The following is a 20,824-nucleotide window of genomic DNA, read 5'->3' as shown; positions in this document are numbered from 1 at the left end:
TCTAAATCACAATGTCAAAGAGCCGACAAAAACCGACGCCCGGTCTCACCCCATTTTTCGTGGAGCACCCTGGCGCCTGCGTTTTCGCTGCCCCAACAAAGCGTCCCAGTGGAGCGCCCCGTCGGTGAGGTGGCTTCTATGCCCGCTCACCCGAGCCGTCAAACACTATTTTGCAATTTTGTTTCCGTCATCGAAAAACCAAGGAAATCCGCCATTTTAACCCGTTGTGAAGCCGGATCGGCTAGCGCGGTCGGGATGGAAGCCGCCGCGAATCAATCGAATCAGCCCCGAGAATCGTTCGCCCGACAGGTGCGCAACGCGGTCATCTGGCGTTCGGGGAGCCAGATCGTCGCCCAGCTCGTGCAATGGGCGGCGACCTTTCTGGTGATTCGGATCCTCAGCCCGCACGATTACGGCCTCTATGCGATGACCGGCGTCGTGCTGGTGTTCCTCAACATGCTCAACGGCTACGGACTGGCGAGCGGGCTGGTGCAGCGCGAGAGCGTCTCGCGCCACGAGGTGCGCCAGCTGTTCGGGATGCTGATCGCGCTCAACGCCACGCTGGCGATCGCGCAGCTGCTGATCGCGCCGGTCGCGGCAAGCTATTATCGCCAGCCCGAGGTGGCGGCGCTGCTGCGCGTCCAGAGCCTGCTCTATATCGCGACGCCGTTCATCGCGCTCCCTTATGCGGTGCTCAACCGCGAGATGGATTTCCGCCGCCAGGCCAAGGTCAATATCGTCGCATCGATCGTCAGCGCGTCGACCGCGTTGGGCGGTGCGCTCGCCGGCTGGGGGGTGTGGACATTGGTGTTCGCGCCGATGGCGTTGTTCGGTACCCGCGCGATCGGGCTGACGATCGCCGCGCGTGTCCTGGTGTGGCCGTCGTTCGATTTCCGCGGCGCGGGCGGGCTGGCGCGATTCGGCGGGATGATGGCAGCGAGCCAGCTCTTCTGGTTCCTCCAGAGCCAGGCCGACGTGTTCATCGCCGGGCGCCATTTCACCCCGCACATGCTGGGCATCTATACCACCAGCCTGTTCCTGACGCAGATCTTCGTCTCGAAATTCGTGCCGCCGCTCAACGAAGTGGCTTTCTCGGCTTATGCGCGCATCCAGCACGATCCCGCCGCGACCGCTGCCGCCTTCGTCAAGGCGGTGCGCGTGATCATGCTCGTCGCATTGCCTTTCTATACCGGGCTGGCGATCACCGCCGAGCCCTTGGTGCTGACGATGCTCGGCGACAAATGGGCCGAGGCGATTCCCGTCGTGCGGCTGCTCGCCTGCGCAATGCCGTTCATGACGCTGCAGGTGTTGCTCACCCCGGCGTGCGACGCGCGTGGCCGCCCCGGAATCGGGGTGCGCAACGGCGCGGTCGGTGCGGCAATCCTCGCCTGTGCCTTCCTGGTCGCGGTACGCTGGGGGCCGGTCGGGCTCGGCTGGGCGTGGATCGCCGCTTATCCACTCTATCTCGTCGCCTCATGCTGGCGCGCGCTGCCGGTGATCGGGGTGACCGCGCGCGGGCTGGCCGATGCGATCGCCACGCCGTTCGCCGCCGCGCTGGCGATGGCGCTGGCGGTGACGGGTATCGCCGCGCTGCTGCCCCCGCTCCCCGCGCTGCCGCAGCTCGCGATCCTCGTCGCGGCGGGGGCATTGGTCTATGGCGGGTGGCTGTTCGTCTTCGCGCGCGGGACGATCGCCGAACTGCGCGGATTGATCGGGCGCTGAAAGAACCGTGGTGGGCGGTGACGGGCTCGAACCGCCGACCCTCTCGGTGTAAACGAGATGCTCTACCAACTGAGCTAACCGCCCACGGGAGCGCGCCGGATGACAGAGCCGGCGCCGCATCGCAAGTGTTCAATGCCGGTCAGACCAGGGGCAACCCCATCGCGCGCGCTGCCGCGACATAATTGCGCATCCCTTCCAGCCCGCGCGGCGACAATGCCATGAACGCGCGCCGGCGGTCGAAGGGGTCGGGCTGTCGCTCGAACAGCCCCGCCTCGGTCATCCGCGTGATCCAGCGCAAGGCGGTGGTCGGCGGGACGGCGGCGGCGATGCACAGGCTCGAGACCGAAACCTGCGCGCGCTCGAGCTGCGCCGCGAACAGATCGAGCATCATGTCCCACGCCGGATCCTCGAACAGCCCCTTGCCGAACTGGCGATCGCGCAACCGCCGCGCGCGAATGACCTGGCGAACCTCGGCGGGATCGATCGCCGGTGGCTCCCGCCCACGCGCTGCGAAAGCGAATTGCATGTCGGCGACCGAATCGCGCGCCTCGCGCGGTCGGCTGAGCCGGGCGAGCACATCGGCGATTCGGGCGACTTCCTCGTTGAGCCGCGCCAGCCGCGCCGCCTCGCTCTCGGCGACGCGATCGTGAAGCGGCAGGCCGTCGAGCGCGCGCCACGCCGCCACCGCCCCGACCCAATCGAGCGACGTGGGATCGCACAGCAACGCGACCTGCGGCCCGACCAGTCCCGCGCTCGCGATATCGATCTGCGCCGTCGTCAATCCAGCGACGATCGCCAGTCCTCGCCCGGTAGCGATACCGTCGATGCGATAGAGCGCCGCGGCGAGCTGCTCATCATCCGCCCCGGCCGTATCGAGCAGCAGCAGCGGCGCGACGACGGTCGCCTCGACGCGCGCAACCGCCTCGTCCCAGCTGACGCTGGCGAGCACGCGGCCGCCCGTCGTCTCCACCACGTTGCGCAGCGACCGATCGCGCGCGAAATCCGGCGTCGCGACGATCAGCGCGTCGAACGGCGCACGCGTCGCGGCGGCGCGCCCTTCCCCCTCCAGCATTCCGATCCTCCGAGCTTAAACGATCGGATACAGGTTACGCATGCCGCTTCGGCGGCGCAGCGCATCAAGCTCCGATTCGGACTGTGGACATCGGGGGGAAAGGAAAAATGCCTCCGAAACGGAGGCGACTGCGGCGAGGGATCAGTCGAGCGACTTGACGATTTCCTCGACCATCTTCTTGGCGTCGGCGAGGAGCATCATCGTATTGTCCATATAGAAGACGTCGTTGTCGACACCAGCATAGCCGACACCGCCCATCGAGCGCTTCACGAACAGCACCGTCTTGGCCTTTTCGACGTCGAGCACCGGCATGCCGTAGATCGGCGAGGACTTGTCGGTCTTCGCCGCCGGGTTGGTCACGTCATTGGCGCCGATGACGAAGGCGACGTCGGTCTGCGCGAATTCGGAGTTGATGTCCTCGAGCTCGAACACCTCGTCATAGGGCACGTTCGCCTCGGCGAGCAGCACGTTCATATGCCCCGGCATGCGCCCGGCGACCGGATGGATGGCATATTTGACGCGGACGCCATGTTCCTTGAGCTTGTCGCCCATCTCGCGCAGCGCGTGCTGCGCCTGCGCCACCGCCATGCCGTAGCCGGGAACGATAATCACCTGTTCGGCCTGCGACATCAGGAAGGCGGCATCCTCGGCCGAGCCGCGCTTCCACGGGCGATCGACCTTGGCCGCGCCGCCGGTCGAGGCCGCCTCGGCGCCGAACCCGCCCGCGATCACGCTGATGAAGCTGCGGTTCATCGCGCGGCACATGATGTAGGACAGGATCGCGCCCGACGAGCCGACCAGCGCGCCGGTGATGATCATCGCGGTGTTGTGCAGCGTGAACCCCATCGCCGCCGCGGCCCACCCCGAATAGCTGTTGAGCATCGACACGACGACCGGCATGTCGGCGCCGCCGATCGGGATGATCAGCAGGAAGCCGATCGCGAACGACAGCAAGGTCACCGTCCAGAACACCCACGGCGCCTGATCCTGGGTGAAATAGGCGATCAGCAGCAGGATGCCGGCGAGCACGCCGAGATTGATCACATGCCGCCCCGGCAGCATGATCGGCGCGCCCCCCATATTGCCGTTCAATTTGGCGAAGGCGATCACCGAGCCCGAGAAGGTGATCGCGCCGATCGCGACGCCGAGCCCCATTTCGATCCGGCTGACGGTGAGGATCTGACCGAACGGGTCGACGATCCCGAACGCTGCCGGGTTGAGATAGGCGGCGCAGGCGACGAGCACCGCGGCCATGCCGACGAGGCTGTGGAACGCGGCGACGAGCTGCGGCATCGCGGTCATCGCGATCTTGCGCGCGGTGGTGAGACCGATCGCGGCGCCGACGCCGATCGCGGCGAGGATCTCGAGCAACGCGACCGGGTCGACGCGGCTGAATATCGCCCAATAGTCGACATCCTCCGCCTGACCGACCACCAGCACATGGATCGTCGGCACATGCGTGATCAACGTGGTGATCAGCGCCAGCCCCATGCCGATCATGCCGAAGCGGTTGCCGCGCTGGCTCGACGTCGGGCTCGACAGCCCGCGCAATGCAAGGATGAAGCACACGCCGGCAATCAGATAGGCCAGAGCCGCCCAGGGATTTACCGCGACGTGTTCCATTCATCTTCCCCCTCGTCATCCCGGCCGGCGCCGGGATTTCGTGCCCCCGGCACGCCTGCGGATAGACCCCGGCTTATCCGCCGGGGCGACGCGTCAGTGTTTGGCGGCCGCCGGCCGCTCTTTCTTCTTGTACATCGCCAGCATCCGCTGGGTGACGGCGAAGCCGCCGAAGATATTGACGCTGGCCAGCGTCACCGCGACCAGCCCGAGCCATTTCGACCCCAGGCTGCCCGATGCCGCCGCAGCGATCAGCGCGCCGACGATGATCACCGAGGAAATCGCGTTGGTCACCGCCATCAGCGGGGTGTGCAGCGCGGGGGTGACCGACCAGACGACATAATAGCCGACAAAACACGCCAGCACGAAGATCGACAGGATCGCGATGAAATCCATGGCTCAGTCCTTCACCTTGCGCTCGGCCTTGGAAACGATGTCCGCCGCGCAGCGCGCGATCTGTTCCTCGCGGCACGTGCCGCTCATCGACGCCAGCCGCTGCGACGACAGATTGTCGCCCGGCTTCACCAGATCGACCATATAATCGAACCGGTCGCCCTTCGGGGTGACGCTGCCGAGGATGACCAGCGACAGCCCGGTCTTGTCGTCGCCCTCCGCCGGGCGCAACCGCTTGGCGCTCCCCAGGCTCCGGGTCAGCGCGTCGGACAGCCGCTGGGTCAGCGCATCGTCGCTGGTGGAGCGCACATCGACCGGCCGACGCTCCGCCGCCGGCACCGACGCGTTCGCCGCGAGCAACAACAACGCCAACATCATCCCGCAAGCCTTTCGTTCACGACCTTGCCGTCCTTGGTCAGCCGGATCGCATCGCCGATCTCGGCATCAAGCACGGGCCGGCCCTGATCCTTGTCCCAAAAGGCTGACAGGAAGTTGAACAGGTTGCGCGAGAAGAGCGCGGAGGCGTCGGCCGGCAGCCGCGACGGCACGTTGCGATGCCCGACGATCTTGACGCCATGACGCTCGACCACCTCGCCGGCGACCGCGCCCTCGACATTGCCGCCCTGCTCGACCGCGAGGTCGACGACCACGCTGCCCGGCCGCATCGTCGCGAGCTGCGCATCGCTGATCAGCCGCGGCGCGGGGCGCCCCGGGATCAGCGCGGTGGTGATGACGATATCCTGCTTGGCGAGGTGGCCCGACACCAGCTCGGCCTGCGCTTTCTGATATTCGGGCGACATTTCGGTGGCATAGCCCCCCGAGCCTTCGCCTTCGATCCCGGCGACATTCTCGACGAAGATCGGCTTGGCGCCGAGCGAGAGGATCTGCTCCTTGGTCGCCGAGCGCACGTCGGTTGCCGAGACCTGCGCGCCAAGCCGCCGCGCGGTGGCGATCGCCTGGAGCCCGGCGACGCCGACCCCCATCACGAAGCATTTCGCCGCCGAGACCGTGCCCGCCGCGGTCATCATCATCGGAAAGGCGCGGCCATATTCGGCCGCTGCATCGAGCACCGCCTTATAGCCCGCAAGGTTCGACTGCGACGACAGGATATCCATCGACTGCGCACGCGTGATGCGCGGCATGAATTCCATCGCCAGCGCCTCGAACCCGGCCGATGCATAAGCATCGACGCGCGCGCGATCGCCGAACGGGTTCAGCCCGGCGACGATCCACGCCCCCGGCTTCGCCCCGGTCAGGCTGGCGACGTCAGGCCCCTGCACCCCGAGCACGATATCCGCGCCCTGCACGACGCTGGCGCGCTCGCCGATCGTCGCGCCGGCATCGGCATAGCCCTGATCGGCGAAAGCGGCTGAGGCGCCGGCATCGCGCTCGACGGCGAGTTCGGCGCCGAGCGCAACGAACTTCTTGACCGTTTCCGGCGTGGCGGCAACACGCCGTTCGCCGGGAGCAGTCTCCTTGAGAACGGCGATCTTCATGCCGGTCAGTGGATCAGCCAGATCACGAGCGCTGCGATCAGCGCCACGCCCAGCGTACCCCATTTCAGCAGGCTCATGACGCCGGTGTAGGTCGTCACATGTGCTTTCATGTCGGACTTGTCGGCCATCGCGTCCTCTCGCTTCCCCCGATTCGCATTGCCCCCTTATCGGGGCATGTTCAACGCCTCAACCCCAAGTCGAACGCAATATTGCTGCTTAAGCGACCGTTTACCCGTAGCGGCCTATCTGTCTCTCCCGTATCGGAACGGGACAGATTATGACGCGCAACGGTCAACGGCTCTTAATGCTGATCGAGAATGAGGCGGCACAGCGCCGCCTTGTCGCGGCGTTGGCGGCGCGTGGCGGTTGGCGCACGGTGTTCGCCGACGATGGCGACATGGCGATCGCGACGCTCGGCACCCAGGAAGGGATGCAGCTCGACGCCATCCTGCTCGATCATTGGGACGAGGACGAGGATGCCAGCGAGTTGATCGCCGAGCTGCGCAGCCGCCGCCCGGCTTTGCCCGTGCTGATGATGACCGCCAACGGCTCGGTCGCGCATGCCGTGTCGGCGATGCGCGCCGGGGCGACCGATTTCCTGGTCAAGCCGCTCGCGCCCGAACGGTTGCTCGCCGCGCTCGAGGCGGCGGTCGCCGGCACCGAGGCGGGCGAGTTGCGCCCGCTGACCGAAAAAATCCCGGCGATGCTCGGGTTCGACGAGATCGTCGGCTCCGCCCCCGATTTCCGCGCCGCGCTGGCGATCGCGGCCAAGGCGGCGCGCGCGCGCGTCGCGGTGCTGATCGACGGCGAAAGCGGGGTCGGCAAGGAAGTGGTGGCGGAGGCGATCCACGCCGCTTCGCCGCGCAATCGCAAGCCGATGGTCACGGTCAATTGCGGCACCACCCCGGCGAATCAGGTCGAGAGCGAGTTGTTCGGGCATGAAAGCGGCGCCTTTACCGGGGCGTTCGACCGCAAGACGGGCAAATTCGTCGAGGCGGACGGCGGCACGATCTTCATCGACGAGGTCGGCGAAATGCCGCTCGACGCGCAGGTCAAATTGCTCCGCGTGCTCGAAACCGGCGAGGTGCAGCCGATCGGCGCGCATCATGCGCGCGAGGTCGACGTCCGCGTGATCGCCGCGACCAACCGCCGGCTGATCGAGGAAGTCGAGGCGGGGCGGTTCCGCGAGGATCTCTATTACCGGCTCAATGCGGTGCAGGTGACCATCCCGCCGCTGCGCGATCGCACCGGCGATATCCCGGCGCTCGCGCGCCACCTGCTCGCGCGAATCGCGCGCCAGCCCGGGCTGCGCCAGTTCGGCATCACCGACGACGCGCTCGCGCTGCTCGTCGAATATGATTGGCCGGGCAACGTCCGCCAGCTCCAGAACGCCTTGTTCCGCGCCGCGGTGCTGTGCGAGGGCGACGCGCTGACGCGGGGGGATTTCCCGCAGATCGCCGCGCTCGCCGGGCGTCGCGGCCATCCGTCGCACGCGCAGCAGATCAGCACCTCGGGCGGGGTCACCTTGTTCCGCACCGACGGGCATCTGCGCTCGCTCGAGGAAATCGAGGCCGACGTGATTCGCCTCGCGATCGGCCATTATCGCGGCCGTATGACCGAAGTCGCGCGCCGGCTCGGGATCGGGCGCTCGACGCTCTATCGCAAGCTGGTCGAACTCGGCATCGACAACGCGGCCTAACTGGCGGCCGTCACCCCAGCGCAAGCTGGACGACGGTCAGGCGATCCGGTCGATCCACGCCGGCAGATCGGCCAGCCGGTCGAGCGTCGCGAAGCGCGCGCGATCCTCCGGGGGCGCGGCCGCCTCATGCGCCCAGGCGTCGGCCTGCGGGATGAACACCGCCCAGGCCCCCGCGGCGAGCGCGGGCAGCACATCCGAGCGCATCGAATCGCCCGCCATCACGCAGCGTTCGGGCCGTGCATCATAACGCGCGAACAGCCGGCGGAACGTGTCGGGGGTCTTGTCACTGACGATCTCGATCCCGGCGAACCGGCTGCCCAGCCCCGAGGCGGCGAGCTTGGTTTCCTGGTGGAGCAGATCGCCCTTGGTGACGAGCACCAGCCGCGCACGCGCGGCAAGCTGATCGAGCGTGTCCTCGATCCCCTCGAACAGCTCGACCGGATGCGCGAGCAAGGTCTTTCCCGCCGCCAATATCTCGCGGATCGCCGAAAGCGGCAGCGCATCGCCGCCCAGATCGAGCGCCGCCTCGATCATCGAGAGCGTAAAGCTTTTCGCGCCATATCCATAATGCGCGAGATTGCGCAGCTCGGCCGCGGCCATTGCCTCGCGCGCGATACCGGCGTCGGCGAACGGCGCGAGCATCGCCAGTAACGCCTCCTCTGCCGCGGCGAAGAAGCGCATATTGTGCCAAAGCGTATCATCGGCATCGAGGCAGATAAGGTCGAGCATCGCGGCTCAGCCTAGCAAGGCGCGATCGCGCAGGCCACGCCACACGCGCAGCGCCTGCACCGTCTCGGCGACGTCATGGACGCGCAGCAGCTGCACGCCGGCCTCTGCGCCCTTCAGCGCCAGCGCGATCGAACCGCCCAACCGATCGCGCACCGGCGCCTCGTTGGACAGTGCGCCGATCATCCTTTTGCGGCTCGCGCCGAGCATGATCGGGCAGCCGAGCCCGTGGAACAGCGCGAGATCGTTGATCAACGCGAGATTGTCCGCCAGCGACTTGCCGAAGCCGATCCCCGGATCGACCATGATGCGCGCGCGATCGACGCCGGCCGAAACCGCAGCGGCGATCCGCGCCTCGAGCCAGTCGAACACCTCGCCCACCACATCGGCATAGCCGGTGCCGCCGTGCGGCCCCTGTTTCGGATCGGGCGAGTGCATCAGGATCACCGGGCACCCCACGCGCGCCACGACGCCCGCCGAACGATCGTCCCACAGCAGAGCCGACACGTCGTTGACGATCGTCGCGCCCGCCGCGAGCGCGGCTTCCATCACCGGCGCCTTGCGGGTGTCGATCGAAACCAACGCGCCCGCCGCCGCGAGCCGCTCGATCACCGGCGCGACCCGCCTGGCCTCGTCGCCTTCCCAGACCAGCGGCGCGCCGGGGCGGGTCGATTCGCCGCCGAGATCGATCAGCCCCGCCCCCGCCGCGAGCATATCGATCCCCGCCGCCGCAGCGCCGGCCGGATCGTCATGATGCGCCCCGCCGTCGGAGAAACTATCGGGGGTCACGTTGAGGATGCCGGCGACCACCGGCTGATCGAAACGCAAGATGCGCTCACCCAGCTTGAGCGGCGCGCGCGGCGCGGTGACGCGCTGGTGGAGCAGCGCGGCACGCTCGCCGTGGTTCTCTATGTCGGCGACGGCGACGATCCGCCGGGTGCCGGCGTCGCGCAGCTCGTAAGCCGCGAACCACTGCATCCCGCCCGCAAGCCTTGCGACCGTGCCCTCGGGCAAGCCTACGGGCGTGTCGACGAAATGGACCGGGCGGAGGTGCAGGCTAGACATTCGTTTCACCGAACTCCCCCGTTCGCCCTGAGCTTGTCGAAGGGCTGTACTTCTTCGTCGGAAGAAAGTGCAGGGCTTCGACAGGCTCAGCCCGAACGGGGAGAGGGAATCTCGTCCCTAAATCTGCGTCGCGAGCAGGTAATTCTGCCGCAGCGCGTCGATCGGCTTAAGCCCGTCCTCGGCCTCATAATGCCAGAAGGTCCAACCGTTGCACGCCGGCGCATTCTGCAAGGTCGCGCCGAGCTTGTGGATCGAACCGATCGTCCCGCATTCGCCGGCAAGGCTACCGTCGGCGCGAACCGTCGCGCGGAAGCGGCGCTTGGCGTCGGTCAGCACGCTGCCGGCGGGAAGCATCGCATTCTCCACGAGCACGCCGAACGCCACCTTGGGCTGCTGCTTGGGCGACTGCATCGTCGACAGCGCCGATTCGTCGAGCGGCAGCGCGTCGGTGATGCGTTCGATCGCCGCCGAGCAATAGCCCGGCTCGCGCTCGATCCCGATCCAGTGCCGCCCGAGCCGCTTCGCCACCGCGCCGGTCGTGCCGGTGCCGAAGAACGGATCGAGCACCACGTCGCCCGGCTTGGTGCAGGCGAGCAGGATGCGATAGAGCAACGCTTCCGGCTTTTGCGTCGGATGAACCTTCTGCCCGTTGCGCTTGAGCCGCTCCTGCCCGCCGCAGATCGGGAATTCCCAGTCCGAGCGCATCTGCAGTTCGTCGTTGAGCGTCTTCATGCTGCGATAGTTGAAGGTATATTTCGACTTCTCGCCCTTCGACGCCCAGATCAGCGTTTCATGCGCGTTGGTGAAACGCGTGCCGCGGAAGTTCGGCATCGGATTGGCCTTGCGCCAGATGATGTCGTTGAGGATCCAATAACCGAGATCCTGCACCGCCGCACCGACGCGGAAGATGTTATGATAGCTGCCGATCACCCAGATCGTGCCATTGTCCTTGAGGATGCGGTGCGCTTCCTTCAGCCAGGCGCGGGTGAAGGCGTCATAGGCCGCGAAGGTATCGAACTTGTCCCAATCGTCGGTGACCGCATCGACATGGCTGCCGTCCGGGCGGAACAATTCACCGCCGAGCTGCAAATTGTAGGGCGGATCGGCGAAGATCATGTCGACCGACTTGGCCGGCAGCGCGCGCATCATCGCGATGCAATCGCCCATCAGGATCTGATCGAGCGGCAGCACCGCCGCATCGGCCGCGACGCCGGCATCGACCTGCCCGCGCTTCGCCGCAATCTTCTCGATGACCCCCATGCATACCCCCTTCGTGAAGCGCCAGAAGCGCGAAGGATGTGGAATCCGTCAAGCGATCATTGGTTAACGAACTTCGTTGCGAAAACGTTAACGAAGTGGAACATTACGAGTCCGCCGGCAGATGTTGAGTCCCGCCCGCGTCGCTTGACTCAACATCTCGCGGTGTGACGCGAAAGACTCACCGCCCGGAACGATAGCAATTTTTTTCACATCAGGCTCATTCGGCACCCCGAATCGCGCCTCACGACACCAAAAACGCCTGCGCGACCGGCGCGAAGCTGCGTCGATGCAGCGGCGACGGGCCATGTTCGTCGAGCGCGCGCAGATGCGCCGCGCTGCCATAGCCCTTGTTCGAGGCCCAGCCGTAATGCGGATAATCCGCGTGGTGGCGCAGCATGATCTCGTCGCGGTGGTGCTTGGCGACGATCGACGCCGCGGCGATCGACAGCGACAAGGCGTCGCCGCCGACCAAGGCGGTCGCGAGATAATCCCAGCGCGGCAGGCGGTTGCCGTCGACCAGCACATGCCCCGGCGCATGGCCGAGCGTCGCCGCCACCGCATCCACCGCGAGCGTCATCGCCTTCATCGTCGCCCAGTGGATGTTGAGCGTATCGATCTCCTCCGCCTCGACCACCCCGATGCCGACCGTCGCGCAGCCGGTGATCCGCGCGCACAATGTGGCGCGGGTCGCGGCGGTGAGTTTCTTCGAATCGTCGATCCCGCGCGGCACGCCCTTGGCGGGCAGGATCACCGCCGCGGCGACCACCGGCCCGGCAAGCGGCCCGCGCCCCGCCTCGTCGACCCCCGCGACGGGGAAGGGGAAGAGGCGCTCGTGCTTCAATCCGGGCATGTCAGCCGCCATGGCGGGAAACGCCGATTCTCGCCAGCGCTATAAAGGCAGAGCGCATTGCCCGCCGGATCGGCGAGCCGCGCCTCGCGCCACCCCCACGATTGATCGACCGGGTCCGCCACCTCGATGCCCTGCGCGCGGGCAACGGCGACCGCGGCGTCGAGATCGGTCACCTCTAGGAACACGATCGGCCGCCCCCCGACTTCAGCCGCCGCCTCGATCGACAAGGTCGTGCCGCCAGCGCTTTCGAATCGCGCATAACGTGCGTCGCTGTCGACGATCGGCGTGAGACCAAGCGCGCGATAGAAAGCGAAGCTCGCGGCATGATCGGTCGCGGGCAAGGTAATCTGATTGGGGGTCGGCGCGCCGAGATCATTGTCGAGCCGTACTCGATGATGCCCCATCGGGCCGTGCCCCGCGCCGAAGCCGGGCGCCTCGCGCAGCGCGATCCGCACGAACAACTGCGCGCGCGCCACCGCCTCGGCCAACGGCAGCCCGCGCGCCACGCCGGTGGCGATCGCGCTGGCAAGGGTGCAGCCGGTGCCGTGGGTGTGGACCGTCTCGATTCGCACCGCCTGCCAGGTTTGGCGCGTGCCGTCCGCGGCGATCAGCGTGTCGGCGATCACATCGCCCGCATCATGCCCGCCCTTGAGCAGCACCGCAGCACCGTGCGCGCGGATCGCTTCCACCCCGCCGAGCGCCGCCGCCTCGGGCAGATTGGGGGTAACGAGCGTCGCGACCCGCATCAGCCGTTCGAACGCGTCGACCGTCGCCGCGTCGGCCAATACCGCCCCCGAGGTCGCAACCATCACCGGGTCGAACACGATCGGCACGCCCGGCAGCGCTTCGAGCACCTCCGCCACCGCCGCGGCGGTCTCGGCCGCGCCGATCATCCCGATCTTCACCGCATCGACCCCGATATCGTCGATCACGCTTTTCATCTGCGCGACGACCATTTCGGGCGGGACGGCGTGGATCGCCTGCACCCCCAGGGTATTTTGCGCAGTGATCGCGGCGATCGCGGTCATCGCATGACCGCCGAGCATCGTCACCGTGCGGATATCGGCCTGGATCCCCGCGCCGCCGCCCGAATCGGAGCCGGCGACGATCAGCACACGCGGCGTCATCGCGGTCACCCTTTGAAACGGCGTTCGGTCGCGCCCGGGAATTTCTTCAGCGCCGCGCCGACCCGCGCCGGCCGGTCGAGCAATTCGCCGCCGCAATTGGGGCAGACCTCGTCGAGCTGGTCGGCGCATTCGGCGCAGAAGGTGCATTCGAACGAGCAGATGAAGGCACCGCCCTCATCCGCCGGCAAATCGACGCCGCAGCGTTCGCAATCGGGGCGCATCTCTAGCATGAAGCTGGCATAGAGCGATTTCGAGGCGGGTGAAATCACCTGCCGACTGGGAAATCGCGACAAGCAAGGAACGCGCAGCCGCGAAGGGGGAAGCTAGCATGAGACTGATCGGATTGGCGTTGGCGCTGGCGGCGGCGTCTGGCGCCCAGGCGGAAACGCGCTACGTGCTGGCCGGGCGGCTGATCGATCCCGAAAGCGGCCGCGTGCTGACCAACCAGCGCATCGAAATCACCGACGGGCGCGTCACCGCGGTACAGCCGTGGACCCCGCCGCCGGCGACCGCGGTGCTGATCGACTGGTCGAAGCTGACCGTGCTTCCCGGGCTGATCGATTGCCACACGCATGTCGCCGACGGCTGGGCCGACAGCAGCGACCCGGCCGAGGCGCTCCACCACAGCGCCACCGCGACGATCCTGAAGGGCGCGCGGCGCGCACGCGAGACGCTGCAGGCGGGGTTCACCACTGTCCGCGACGTCGGGGTGTTCCGCGGGCTTTCCGACGTCGCCCTGCGCGACGCGATCGAGGCTGGTGACGTGGAGGGGCCGCGGATGGTGGTGGCGGGCGCCTATATCACGATCCCCAATGGCGGGGGCGCGGTGACCGGCGCGGCACCCGACGTGCCGGTGCCAGACGATATGAAGCTGGGTTACGTCCGCAACGCCGACGACGCGCGCAACGCGGTCGACATGCTGTTCGGCCGCGGCGCCGATTTCATCAAGATGATCGCCACCGGCGCGGTGCTCGCGGTCGGCTCGACCCCCGGCGCGCTCGAACTGACTCCCGAGGAGATGAAGGCGGCGTGCGACGCGGCGAAACGCCACGGCAGCTATTGCATCGCCCATGCGCACGGCGCCGAGGGGGTGAAGGCCGCGATCCGCGCCGGCGCGCGCTCGATCGAGCATGCCAGCCTGATCGACGACGAAGGGCTCAAAATGGCGCGCGACGCCGGGGTGTGGCTCGATATGGACATCTTCGACGGCGATTGGATCGACGCCGAGGGGACCAAGGCGGGCTGGCCGGCGGAATATCTCCGCAAGAACCGCGAGACGACCGAGGCGCAACGACAGGGTTTCGCCAAAGCGGTGAAACTCGGGGTGAAATTATCGTTCGGCACCGATGCCGGGGTCTATCCCCACGGGCTCAACGCGCGGCAATTCGCCTATATGGTGCGCTACGGCATGACGCCGATGCAGGCGATCCAGTCCGCCACGGTGGTGTCGGCGGCGCTGCTCGGCAAAAGCGCCGACGTCGGCGCGCTGTCGCCCGGCCATTATGCCGATATGATCGCGGTCGAAGGCGATCCGCTCACCGATATCCGCGCGCTGGAGCATGTCGTCGGAGTGGTGAAGGGCGGCAAGGAGATCGCGCTGCGTTAACGCACCGCCGTTCGCCCTGAGCTTGTCGAAGGGCTGCACTTTCTTCGGAAGAAAAGTGCAGGGCTTCGACAGGCTCAGCCCGAACGGGGTGGGTAGGCCGTCGAATCAAACGTCGAGGTTCGCCACCGACAGCGCATTCTCCTGGATGAACTCGCGGCGCGGCTCGACCACGTCGCCCATCAGCCGGGTGAAGATCTCGTCGGCGACATCGGCCTGATCGATCGCCACCTTGAGCATCGAGCGGTTCGACGGATCGAGCGTGGTTTCCCACAATTGCTCGGGGTTCATTTCGCCCAGCCCCTTGTAGCGCTGGATCGCAAGCCCCTTGCGTCCCGCTGCGAGCACCGCCTCGAGCAGTTGCGACGGCCGCGCGACGAGCGTCTCGCCCTTGCCGATCCCCACGGTCGCTGCCGCCTGCTCGCCCTCTTCCTCGTCGCCGGAGGTGGTTTCCTCGGCCTGCGGCGCGCCCTTGTTGGGAACGAGCTTGCCCGCCGCCGCGAAGGTTTCGGCCTGTTCGGCAGCCAGCGTGTGGAGCTTGCGCGCCTCGGCCGAAGCGATGAACGCCGCCTCGACGACATGATGGTCGGTCACCCCGCGCCACAGCCGCTCGAAATGGATCCCGCCGTCCTCGGTCAACCGCGCCGACCAGGTCGCCTCGCGATCGCCTGCGTCGAGCCGCCGCGAAACCTCCGCGACGGTCGCCTCGCGTCCGGCGCGGCTCAGCTCGGGATCGAGCGCGCCGGCCAGCGCGAGCGCCTCGATGATCACCGGATCGTAGCGCCGCGGGACATAGCGCATCAGCGTGCGCATCCGCCGCGCATGATCGAGCAGCGCCGCGAGATCCTGCCCCGAGCGCGCGCCGCCCGCGGTTTCGAACACCATTGCGTTGACGCCGGCATCGACGAGATAATCGTCGAGCGCCTTTTCGTCCTTGAGATAGACCTCGGACCGGCCGCGCGTCGCCTTATAGAGCGGCGGCTGCGCGATATAGAGATGCCCGCGCTCGATCAGTTCGGGCACCTGGCGGTAGAAGAAGGTCAGCAGAAGCGTGCGGATATGCGCGCCGTCGACGTCGGCGTCGGTCATGATGACGATCTTGTGGTAGCGCAGTTTCTCGGCGTTGAATTCGTCGCGCCCGATCCCGGTGCCCATCGCCTGGATCAGCGTGCCGATCTCGCGCGAGGAGAGCATGCGATCGAACCGCGCGCGCTCGACGTTGAGGATCTTGCCGCGCAGCGGGAGGATCGCCTGGAAATGCCGGTCGCGGCCCTGCTTGGCCGAGCCGCCGGCCGAATCGCCCTCGACGATGAACAATTCGGACTTGGCCGGATCCTTCTCCTGGCAGTCGGCGAGCTTGCCCGGCAGGCTCGCGACTCCCATCACCGATTTGCGGCTCGCCTCGCGCGCCTTGCGCGCGGCTTCGCGCGCGGCGGCGGCGTCGATGATCTTCTGGATGATCGTCCGCGCATGCGCCGGATTTTCCTCCAGCCATTCGGCCATCTTGTCCGCCATCAGGCTTTCGAGCGGCTGGCGCACCTCGGAACTGACCAGTTTGTCCTTGGTCTGCGAGGAGAATTTGGGATCGGGCAATTTGACCGAGACGATCGCGGTCAGCCCCTCGCGCATATCGTCGCCGGTAAGGTTGACCTTCTCCTTCTTCAGGATGCCCGACTTTTCGGCATAACCGTTGAGCGTGCGGGTCAGCGCCGAGCGGAATGCGGCGAGATGGGTGCCGCCGTCGCGCTGCGGGATGTTGTTGGTGAAGCAGAGGACGTTTTCGTAATAGCTGTCGTTCCACTCCAGCGCGACGTCGATCCCGATATCGTCACGGTGGCCGGTGATCGCGATCGGATCGGGCATCAGCGGCTGCTTGGCGCGATCGAGCCACTTCACGAAAGCGGCGATCCCGCCCTCATAGTAAAGCTCGACCGTCTTGGGCTCCTCGTGCCGCGCATCGGTGAGGAACAGGCGGACCCCCGAATTGAGGAAGGCGAGCTCGCGATAGCGATGCTCGAGCTTCTCGAAATCGAATTCGGTGATCTTGAACGTCGCGGGCGAGGGCAGGAAGGTGACGCGCGTCCCCTTCTTCCCTTCGGCCTTGCCGACCACCTTGAGCGGGGCGACCGCATCGCCGTGGGCGAAGCGCATATAATGCTCCTCGCCGTCGCGCCAGATCGTGAGATCGAGCCATTCGCTCAGCGCGTTGACCACGCTGACGCCGACCCCGTGGAGCCCGCCCGAAACCTTATAGGCATTGTCGTCCGAGGTATTCTCGAACTTACCCCCGGCGTGGAGCTGGGTCATGATGACCTCGGCCGCCGAAACGCCCTCTTCCGGGTGGATACCGGTCGGGATGCCGCGGCCGTTGTCTGTGACCGAGACCGATCCATCGGCGTTGAGCATGATGTCGATGCGATCGCAATGCCCGGCGAGCGCCTCGTCGATCGCATTGTCGGAGACCTCGAACACCATATGGTGGAGGCCCGATCCGTCGTCGGTATCGCCGATATACATGCCGGGGCGCTTGCGCACCGCGTCCAGGCCCTTCAGCACCTTGATCGAGGAAGCGCCATATTCCGAATTCTGGGGTTCTGCCATGCCAATCATATAGGCATTGCGGCGCTGCAACGAAAGCGAAATGGCACGCGATTATAGCGCTTCGCCCCCGCGTCGCTCGGTCAGCGTCAGGAACAGCAGCGCGGCGAGCGCCAGCGCGCCGGCGGCGATCGACAGCGGCCAGGCATAATTGCCGGTGGCGTCGTAAAGCCGGCCGAACATCACGATCCCCGATGCGGTGCCGAACAGCGACATCGTCAGCAGCGCGCCATAGGTTTCGCCATAGGCGCGGAGCCCGAACAGCCGCGCGGTGAGGAACGGCAGCAGATCGTTCTCCGCGCCGTTCATCAGCAGCGCCGCGAACACCAAGGCTGCCAGCCCCGCCACGCCCGATCCCGGCAGCAGCAACCCGGCGAAGGCCGCCGCCGAGATTGCGGCGAAGCCGGCAGCGATCAGCCGTGCCGGAAAACGATCGACCAGCAGCCCCATCGCCAGCCGCCCGACGATCTGGCTCGCGCCGAACGCGGTGACGAGCAACGCTGCCTGTTCGAGCCCGAGCCCGCGGTCGGTACCGAACGGCGCGAGCTGGGTGATCAGCCCGACGCTGGCGAGGCTGACCAGCGCCACCGCCAGCCCGAGCCGCCAGAAACGCGCGTCGCGCCGCGCCTCGCGCGCGCTCATCCCGGCGAGCAGCGTTTCGGGCGCGATATCCTCAGCCTCGCCGGCACGGTGGACCGGCGCGACGACGACGCCGCGCAACAGCAGCAGCACCGCGGGCAACGCCACCGCCAGCACCAGCGCGACGAGCACAGCGAAGCCGACGCGCCAGCCGTGCCGCGCGATCACCCCGGCGACAAGCGGCGACAGCACCAGCGTCGAGAGCGACAGCCCCGAGGTCGCGACCCCCAGCGCGATCCCGCGATGCGTGACGAACCGCGCTGCGATCAGCCGGCCATAGACCACCGCGCTCGTCCCCGCGACGCTGAGCGCAAGGCATAGGACCAGCAATTGATAGATCCACAAGGCACCGCCGAGCGTCGCGAAACCGGCCAGCGTCGCGGCGAGCAGCAAGGTCGCGCCGACGATCACCGGGCGGGCGCCGAGCCGGTCCGCGAGCCGCCCGATCGCCGGCACGCCGAGCGCGCCGATCAGCCCGATGCCGGCGGCGGTGGCGATATCGCCACGGGTCCAGCCGAATGCCGCGGTCATCCCGGGCACGAACAGGCTCGACAGATTCTGGTACATGCCCGGCCCGAAGCCGTTGCCGATCATCGCCGCAGCGATCACCCGCCAGCCGCCGCGCCACTCGTTCGGGTGGGCCGCGGCGATCCTTTCCACCCGCTCCATCGGCACAGCGTAGCGGCGTGGCCGGCGGGGTAAAGCCCTGCGGGCATCGTGTGTTACACCGGACCGACCTCTCCCGTTCGGGCCGAGCCTGTCGAAGCCCTGCGCTTCTATTCCGCCGAAAGAAGTGCAGCCCTTCGACAAGCTCAGAGGCGAACGGACGTTTGTGCGGGCGCGCTAGGCCGTTAACGCGATCCGCGTCGCGTCGGCGTCGATATCGGCGAAGAGCGCAGGTTCGGTGCCGGTCATCCACACCTGCCCGCGCCCGGCGAGCCGCGCGAACAAAGCGGCGCGGCGGCCGGGATCGAGATGCGCCGCCACTTCGTCGAGCAACAGCAGCGGCGCCGCACCGGTGCGCGCCGCGACGAGATCGGCATGCGCGAGCACGATGCCGAGCAGCAGCGCCTTTTGCTCGCCGGTCGAGGCGAGCGCGGCGGCGCGGTCCTTTTCGAGATGCAGCACCGCCAGATCGATGCGATGCGGCCCCGCCAACGTGCGCCCGGCGGCGGCATCGCGCGTGCGACCTTCGCGGAGCTGGCGCGCGAGCTGCGCCGCGTCGCCCGCCCAGCCCTCCAGCGACAAGGCGGCGCGCGGGAAATCGCCCGCCGGCTGCGCCGCGAGCCGTGCGGCGAGCGCCTCCACCGTCTCGCGCCGCGCCGCATCGAGCGCGGCGCCGTGTTCGGCCATCCGCCGTTCGAGCGCGCCGAGCCATTCTGGGTCGGGCCGCTCATCGGCGAGCAGGCGATTGCGGCTGCGCATCGCGGCGTCATAGCGCGCGGCATGTGTGGCGTGGCCGGGATGCAGCGCGAGCGCGAGCCGGTCGAGGAACTGACGACGCCCCGAGGCGGGCTCGACGAACAGCCGGTCCATCGCCGGGGTCAGCCACAGGATCGCCAGCCGCTCGGCCAGCGCGTTTCCCGGCGCGGGTGCGCCGTTGATCCGCACGACGCGCCGCTCGGGGGCGCTCGCCAGCGCACCGGTGGCGATCTCGGTCCCGTCGGCCAGCGTCGCCGCGACGCCGAACCCGCCCGCCCCGCCCTGCCGCGCCATCTCCCCGAGCGGCGCGCGGCGCAGCCCGCGGCCGGGCGCGAGCAGCGACACCGCCTCGAGCACATTGGTCTTGCCGGCGCCATTGGCGCCGGTCAGCACGACGAACCCGGGCGCCGGCACGAGCGTCAACGCGGCATGATTGCGGAAATCGGTGAGGACGAGCCGGTCGAGCATTGCGCCCGCCATAGAGTTTGATCCGACGGCGGGGAAGCAGCGGTGACCAGACCACAAATCGCTCGTCACCCCGGCACGAGAGCGGGGTGACGTGGATGCAAAACCGCGAACGATCGATGGAGGGGCAGCGCGCCGAAAGGGAATAAGCGCGCCGTAGCCCCCCCTCCATCGCCTCTCCCGAGGGAGCGGGAGGGTTCGCGGATCAGGCCGCCAGTCGCTGCGGCTCGCCGGCCTCGGCGGTCGCCTGACGGCGCTCGCTGAGATAGGAGGCGAGCTCCGGCCCCAGCTCGCGCTGCGCCTTGAGATAGGCGACCGGCTGACGGATGCCGAGCCGCGCGCGCGCCGCGTCGAGCGGCTCGTGCATCAGCTTGAGATAATCCTCGCCCTGCAGCCATTGCGCCTTGCGGCCGTGGCGATAGCCTTCCCACACCGCCTTGGCGAACAGGGTGCTCTTGGTGACGCGCAGGCTCTTGAGCGCCGCCGCCGCGCCGATGAACGCCCAGCCGAGCCCGCCGACCTGCGCATAGCTGAACGCGACCAGCGCGGCCTCGCCGAGGCTTTCGTCGGCCTTATAGCCGGTCATGATGTGCCAGATGTCGTGGGTGTCGCGGACGCGGCGGCCGAACCAGGCATAAGGATGGACGATGTCCTCGATCTCGCTGCCCTCGCGGCTGACCGCGGCGAGGCCGTCGGCGGAATAGCCGGTCGAAACGAGGAAATCGCGATAGGCGGCGCCGACGGTGCCGGGGGCGAATTGATCGGCGAAGCCGGGCTGGGCGAAGATCGTCGCCAGTTCGACGCGCTCATAGGCCATCCGCCCGCCCTCGGGCGTCGCGAGGAACCGCGCATAACCGCGCTCGGTCGATCCGACGTTGAGCGCGCGCATGATGCGGAACACCTGCACCGTATCGTCGCCGTTGGCGAGCAATTTGCGGATCGCCTCGAACGCGGTGCGCCAATCGCGCCGACCGGTCGTGCCGGGAAAGGGAGGAAGGGTAGCGGCCATCGAATCGCTCCTTACTGACAGATATGTCAATAAGGATTGCTCACACCGCTGTCAATAA

At 67.6% G+C, this 20,824-nt stretch carries 19 protein-coding genes and 1 tRNA gene; 3 read left to right on the top strand and 17 right to left on the bottom strand.

Going from position 1 to position 20,824, the window contains the following annotated elements:
• The first annotated feature begins 255 nt into the window (after positions 1-255).
• Positions 256-1,722: a lipopolysaccharide biosynthesis protein gene (locus tag NED98_RS14330; RefSeq protein WP_265313477.1), complete on the top strand. Its 1,467-nt coding sequence runs from the start codon at positions 256-258 to the stop codon at positions 1,720-1,722.
• A gap of 8 nt (positions 1,723-1,730) precedes the next feature.
• Here NED98_RS14330 and NED98_RS14325 read toward each other — a convergent pair.
• The 7 genes from NED98_RS14325 to NED98_RS14295 all read right to left on the bottom strand — a co-directional run bounded on the left by NED98_RS14325 (position 1,731) and on the right by NED98_RS14295 (position 6,431).
• Positions 1,731-1,806 (bottom strand) — tRNA-Val (locus NED98_RS14325).
• Positions 1,807-1,861: 55 nt separating this feature from the next.
• On the bottom strand, positions 1,862-2,794 hold the full coding sequence (locus tag NED98_RS14320; protein ID WP_265313476.1) for a winged helix DNA-binding protein: 933 nt from the start codon (positions 2,792-2,794) through the stop codon (positions 1,862-1,864).
• A gap of 141 nt (positions 2,795-2,935) precedes the next feature.
• Positions 2,936-4,417, bottom strand: a complete 1,482-nt coding sequence (locus tag NED98_RS14315) for an NAD(P)(+) transhydrogenase (Re/Si-specific) subunit beta (RefSeq protein WP_265313475.1) — start codon at positions 4,415-4,417, stop codon at positions 2,936-2,938.
• Between the two features lie 93 nt (positions 4,418-4,510).
• Complete coding sequence (locus tag NED98_RS14310) at positions 4,511-4,810, bottom strand: NAD(P) transhydrogenase subunit alpha part 2 (RefSeq protein WP_179512730.1); 300 nt, start codon at positions 4,808-4,810, stop codon at positions 4,511-4,513.
• Between the two features lie 3 nt (positions 4,811-4,813).
• Positions 4,814-5,182, bottom strand: a complete 369-nt coding sequence (locus tag NED98_RS14305; protein ID WP_265313474.1) for a hypothetical protein — start codon at positions 5,180-5,182, stop codon at positions 4,814-4,816.
• Positions 5,182-6,303 (bottom strand): NAD(P) transhydrogenase subunit alpha, encoded by a 1,122-nt coding sequence (locus tag NED98_RS14300; protein WP_265313473.1) that lies wholly within the window; start codon positions 6,301-6,303, stop codon positions 5,182-5,184. Before NED98_RS14300 ends, NED98_RS14305 begins: the two co-directional genes overlap by 1 nt.
• 5 nt (positions 6,304-6,308) lie before the next feature.
• Complete coding sequence (locus tag NED98_RS14295) at positions 6,309-6,431, bottom strand: aa3-type cytochrome c oxidase subunit IV (RefSeq protein WP_179512733.1); 123 nt, start codon at positions 6,429-6,431, stop codon at positions 6,309-6,311.
• A 149-nt stretch (positions 6,432-6,580) separates the two neighbouring features.
• Between NED98_RS14295 and NED98_RS14290 the strand changes: the two genes are divergently transcribed.
• On the top strand, positions 6,581-8,002 hold the full coding sequence (locus tag NED98_RS14290; RefSeq protein ID WP_265313472.1) for a sigma-54-dependent transcriptional regulator: 1,422 nt from the start codon (positions 6,581-6,583) through the stop codon (positions 8,000-8,002).
• Positions 8,003-8,038: 36 nt separating this feature from the next.
• Here NED98_RS14290 and NED98_RS14285 read toward each other — a convergent pair whose 3' ends face one another.
• From NED98_RS14285 to NED98_RS14260, 6 genes are all read right to left on the bottom strand, one after another.
• A complete protein-coding gene (locus tag NED98_RS14285; RefSeq protein ID WP_265313471.1) occupies positions 8,039-8,731 on the bottom strand; it encodes an HAD family hydrolase in 693 nt (230 codons plus the stop codon).
• A 6-nt stretch (positions 8,732-8,737) separates the two neighbouring features.
• Positions 8,738-9,793, bottom strand: a complete 1,056-nt coding sequence (folP, locus tag NED98_RS14280) for a dihydropteroate synthase (RefSeq protein ID WP_265313470.1) — start codon at positions 9,791-9,793, stop codon at positions 8,738-8,740.
• Between the two features lie 117 nt (positions 9,794-9,910).
• Positions 9,911-11,053, bottom strand: a complete 1,143-nt coding sequence (locus tag NED98_RS14275) for a site-specific DNA-methyltransferase (protein ID WP_284699566.1) — start codon at positions 11,051-11,053, stop codon at positions 9,911-9,913.
• 241 nt (positions 11,054-11,294) lie between these two features.
• Positions 11,295-11,903, bottom strand: coding sequence for a ribonuclease HII (rnhB, locus tag NED98_RS14270; protein WP_179512737.1), 609 nt, complete (start codon positions 11,901-11,903; stop codon positions 11,295-11,297).
• On the bottom strand, positions 11,891-13,030 hold the full coding sequence (thiD, locus tag NED98_RS14265) for a bifunctional hydroxymethylpyrimidine kinase/phosphomethylpyrimidine kinase (RefSeq protein WP_265313469.1): 1,140 nt from the start codon (positions 13,028-13,030) through the stop codon (positions 11,891-11,893). Before thiD ends, rnhB begins: the two co-directional genes overlap by 13 nt.
• A 5-nt stretch (positions 13,031-13,035) precedes the next feature.
• Positions 13,036-13,260, bottom strand: a complete 225-nt coding sequence (locus NED98_RS14260; protein ID WP_265313484.1) for a DUF1272 domain-containing protein — start codon at positions 13,258-13,260, stop codon at positions 13,036-13,038.
• Between the two features lie 98 nt (positions 13,261-13,358).
• Here NED98_RS14260 and NED98_RS14255 point away from each other — a divergent pair, with 98 nt between their 5' ends.
• Positions 13,359-14,636: a Xaa-Pro dipeptidase gene (locus NED98_RS14255; protein WP_265313468.1), complete on the top strand. Its 1,278-nt coding sequence runs from the start codon at positions 13,359-13,361 to the stop codon at positions 14,634-14,636.
• Positions 14,637-14,741: 105 nt separating this feature from the next.
• On the opposite strand, the gene gyrB is transcribed toward NED98_RS14255, so the two are convergent.
• From gyrB to NED98_RS14235, 4 genes are all read right to left on the bottom strand, one after another.
• Entirely contained in the window at positions 14,742-17,234 is a 2,493-nt protein-coding gene (gyrB, locus tag NED98_RS14250) for a DNA topoisomerase (ATP-hydrolyzing) subunit B (RefSeq protein WP_265270657.1), read from the bottom strand.
• Between the two features lie 51 nt (positions 17,235-17,285).
• Entirely contained in the window at positions 17,286-18,530 is a 1,245-nt protein-coding gene (locus tag NED98_RS14245) for an MFS transporter (protein ID WP_265313467.1), read from the bottom strand.
• A gap of 183 nt (positions 18,531-18,713) precedes the next feature.
• The gene (gene recF, locus NED98_RS14240; protein WP_265313483.1) at positions 18,714-19,760 is read right to left on the bottom strand and encodes a DNA replication/repair protein RecF; all 1,047 of its coding nucleotides are present in this window, start codon (positions 19,758-19,760) and stop codon (positions 18,714-18,716) included.
• A gap of 202 nt (positions 19,761-19,962) precedes the next feature.
• Positions 19,963-20,766, bottom strand: a complete 804-nt coding sequence (locus NED98_RS14235; protein WP_265270653.1) for a Coq4 family protein — start codon at positions 20,764-20,766, stop codon at positions 19,963-19,965.
• Between the last annotated feature and the right edge of the window lie 58 nt (positions 20,767-20,824).

It is taken from the genome of Sphingomonas lycopersici (genome assembly GCF_026130605.1).
In the GTDB taxonomy this organism is placed as follows: Bacteria; Pseudomonadota; Alphaproteobacteria; order Sphingomonadales; family Sphingomonadaceae; genus Sphingomonas; species Sphingomonas lycopersici.
Note: the sequence above shows the minus strand (reverse complement) of the source record. Positions and strands in the feature narration are given on the sequence as shown.